Source organism: Metabacillus rhizolycopersici (assembly GCF_020075705.1).
The window spans coordinates 1-3,736 of record NZ_JAIQUM010000163.1; the positions used below are offsets into that span (position 1 = coordinate 1).

General features: G+C 32.8%; 3 protein-coding genes. All 3 read left to right on the forward strand.

The genetic code is table 11. The features are described 5' to 3' along the window. The first annotated feature begins 386 nt into the window (after nt 1-386). The 3 genes from K9V48_RS27360 to K9V48_RS27370 all read left to right on the forward strand — a co-directional run bounded on the left by K9V48_RS27360 (nt 387) and on the right by K9V48_RS27370 (nt 3,415). Nucleotides 387-995, forward strand: coding sequence for a phosphatase PAP2 family protein (locus tag K9V48_RS27360; protein ID WP_224142222.1), 609 nt, complete (start codon nt 387-389; stop codon nt 993-995). A gap of 430 nt (nt 996-1,425) precedes the next feature. Further along, nucleotides 1,426-2,520, forward strand: coding sequence for a GerAB/ArcD/ProY family transporter (locus tag K9V48_RS27365; RefSeq protein WP_224142223.1), 1,095 nt, complete (start codon nt 1,426-1,428; stop codon nt 2,518-2,520). 223 nt (nt 2,521-2,743) lie between these two features. Next, complete coding sequence (locus K9V48_RS27370) at nt 2,744-3,415, forward strand: hypothetical protein (RefSeq protein WP_224142224.1); 672 nt, start codon at nt 2,744-2,746, stop codon at nt 3,413-3,415. Nucleotides 3,416-3,736 lie beyond the last annotated feature (321 nt).

Genomic DNA, 3,736 nt, shown 5'->3' on the forward strand with positions numbered 1-3,736 from the left:
CCTCTAAGCTTGAGTGAATCACAAAGAGGCGAAGGTGGGGGATAACTGCCCGTAAAAGCTAAGGTAAGTCTCGCTATCCATCAGTGGGGGATAAGGAAAACCCCCACTGATGGAAGTCTCGCTTTATTATGGAATTCAAAATCAAGAAATAATCAATAATATAGAAAAAGCCATATTAAAAAAACATTTCTGTAAGGCATTAACCGAGAAGAAACGATTTGTATCTTTTTTACAAACTTGTTTTACAAAAAGAAATGAACAAATGAGTTACGATCTATCGTTGGTTACTTATATTTTTGGATAAAAGTATCTAGAGAGGTGTAAAGATTCTGCTAAAACAATTTACTTCATCCACAAAAAGATTTATTATGTATGCCTTTTGTATATTGATTTTTTCGATTTTTATCTTTTGGAGATTTGCAGTTAAGCTTGTAGAGGAGGAATTACACACTTTTGATATAACGATCATTGATTGGGTACAGTCCTTTATATCCGATAAATTAACCAAACTCCTTGGAACATTAACTTTCTTAGGTTCCGCAAAAGCAGTAATAGCCATTTCGGTTCTTACTATTATTTTGATGTTGTTCAATAAGAAATGGTGGGAAACCGTATTTTTCATAGTGGCAGTATTAGGATCTTCTCTTTTTAACTTATTGTTTAAGTTTATTTTTCAAAGAACAAGACCTTCTATCCATCCACTTATAACAGAAACCGGGTATAGTTTCCCAAGTGGTCATTCTATGGTTTCATTTGTACTTTACGGAATGATAACTTATTTCTTGGTTCTCTTTTATGTAAAGAGATTCGCAAAGATCATAACTATCTTTTTCTTCTCTCTTCTTGTGTTAATCATTGGCGTTAGTAGAATATATCTTGGTGTTCATTATCCTAGTGATGTTCTAGCTGGCTTCGCAATTGGGGGGACATGGTTAATTATTTGTTTAATTGTTTTAAAAATAATTTTAGAAAAAAGACAAACAAATATTGAATAGCATTATACAAATAGTTTTTGAGCCGATTAATTTTTAACAAATCATAATCTGTGGTGAAGTAGAGCTTCATAACGGAGATTTATGAGATATTATCTAATTTCTCATCCTTTCTTCCAGAACCGGGCGCTTTAATTGCATAAAACCGCCCTTTTTTATGCAGCCACCAGGCTTCTTCAGAGGTCAAAAACGTTGATTCATCAACGATGTATAAAATCATGCATAAACGAACAAATGCCAAACCCTTGCTACTACTGGGTTTGGCTCTTTTACGCACTTTCGAAAATTGTGATTATGTTAACTAGTTTTATATAGAGTATCCATTCCTTGACTCTTAAAAGTATTGGGCATAGGAAAGTAGGGTAAGATGAATAACTAGATGAGAAGTACAAGCGTGCAAAAAACTGTTGGGGAAAGGGAGTACCTCTAGACGATGGAGAAAGCAAAAATTAGTGTCATTCAACTATTTGCCATGATGTTTTTATTTGAACTTGGGAGCGCGATAGTTGTAAGTTATGGAATAGGTGCCAAAAAAGATGCTTGGCTTGCTATTCTTTTAGCAATGTGCGGGGGAATCATCTTATTTTTAATTTACTACTTTTTATTTCTCCAATATCCAAACTTACCATTGACCGGATATGCCAGAAAAATATTAGGTAAATACGTTGGGTGGATAGTTGGTTTGTTATATGTCGTCTTCTTTTTGTACGGTGCTTCCCGGAATTTGCGTGATTTCGGTGAGTTGCTGCTCTCATCCACAATGCCAGAAACACCATTATTGGCTCTTATTATCTTGATGGTTCTTGCCGTTTGTTATGTCCTTTATCTAGGGATTGAAGTATTAGCAAGGACAGCAGAAGTATTTATTGTCATTTTGATTTTTTTTGGGTTTGTAGGAAATCTTTTCGTCTATTTTTCAGGTAATGTTGAACTCGATAATTTGCAGCCGTTTCTGGAAAATGGATGGAAACCTATCTTAATGACAGTTCCGATAACTACTTTTTTCCCTTTCGGAGAAATATTAGCCTTTACCATGCTGCTTCCATATCTAAATCGACCTGAATTAGTAAAAAAAGTGTGGCTGTCTTCCGTAATTTTAAGTGGGTTTGCCTTAAGTTATACAATAAGTTTAGACATCGCGGTTCTTGGTGTTGAAGAAGTGGAGAGAACTACGTTTCCTTTGTTATCAACCATTGGAAAAGTTAACCTTTTCGAGTTTATCCAACGACTGGATGCTATTGTTGTCTTTACCATGCTGATTACGATGTTTTTTAAGACATCCATCTTTTTTTATAGTGCAGTGATCGGAATGGTCGATTTATTTAAGTTAAAAAATCATAAACAAATGATTTTACCAACTGGGGTTATTCTCATCTTTTTATCTATGGCGATTGCCTCAGACTTTACGGAACATCTTGAAGAAGGTTTAAAACTTATAATCTATCCCCTTTATATGCCTTTTTTTGTAGTCATTCCGTTGTTCATGCTGGTTGTTGTTATTATTCGTAATGGTTTTAAGAAAAAATAGATCAAAATCAAATATAACGTAATATCTATTTTGTTATATCCCAAAGTCTTCGGATTTAATGAACTTCCGAGGGCTTTTTTGATTACCTATAACATCGCTTATGTTGGCTAGATTTTGTATACATATCTCTTCGGGATCTTTTAAACTAACCTGTCCCAGTTTAGTTTAATAAGTTCAAATGATAAGATAAAAGAAATAATGGCGAATATAGGGGAGATTCAAAATGGATAACTGGAGAAATAATGCGATTTGGTTTGAACAAATACCAGATAATCTTCAGGCTTACTTAAATTTAAAAGAAGATAAATTTAATGAGATGCTGCTTGAAAACATTGAGTATTTAACTCTTTGGCATCATAAAAAGAATAAGTTAGGCAACTTTGTTGGTCTTCCTGAAAATCTCTTCTATCTAGAATTAAACTGGTCCAATATACAAGATTTCCTTGGGATAGAAAAAATGAATAAATTAAAGCGTTTAGAATTACATTATTGTACTAAATTACAAAATGATTTTGGTTTGTCTGAATTAGCCGATACGCTAGAACATTTACATATTAATCAATCAAAGAAATTTGTACCAAATGAAGAATTATTCTCTCTAAAAAATCTTCGGGTTCTGTGCCTTAATTCTTGCGGTAATCTTGAGAATTTGAATTTTTTAAATCAATTTCCTAACCTAATTGACTTTAGATTTGTTGATACTAATGTGTTAGATGGTGACTTATCACCAATTTTAGACCATCCAACAATCCGAAGTGTAGGCTTTCTGAATAAGAGACATTACAATATTAAAGATGATAAGATGGATGCTTTGTTAAAAGATAAAAATGATGGAGAAGAATTTAAAACTGTTATCAAGTATGGAAAATATGAGACTTTTAGATATATTTATTAACTCAATTGTTATTGAACTAATGGGGATTTAATTCAACAAAAAGCTAAAAGGATCTTCACTGGGGGCTGTTGACAAACTAAAGAGTCTCATTACTAGATACAGCATATAGTAAATAAAAAAGAAGATGAACACTACATTTAGTAGATATTCATCTTCTTTTTTGTATGAAGGGGTATTTGTCAACAGCCCCACTGGAAGATCCTTTTTCTGTGAAAATAAATAATGGTTTAAACTTGCTTGGTTTCGTTAATGATATGATTAATTCAATTTTTGACAATAAGAAAGCTGAGCTACCTTAAATTATGGTATCTCGTATATAAT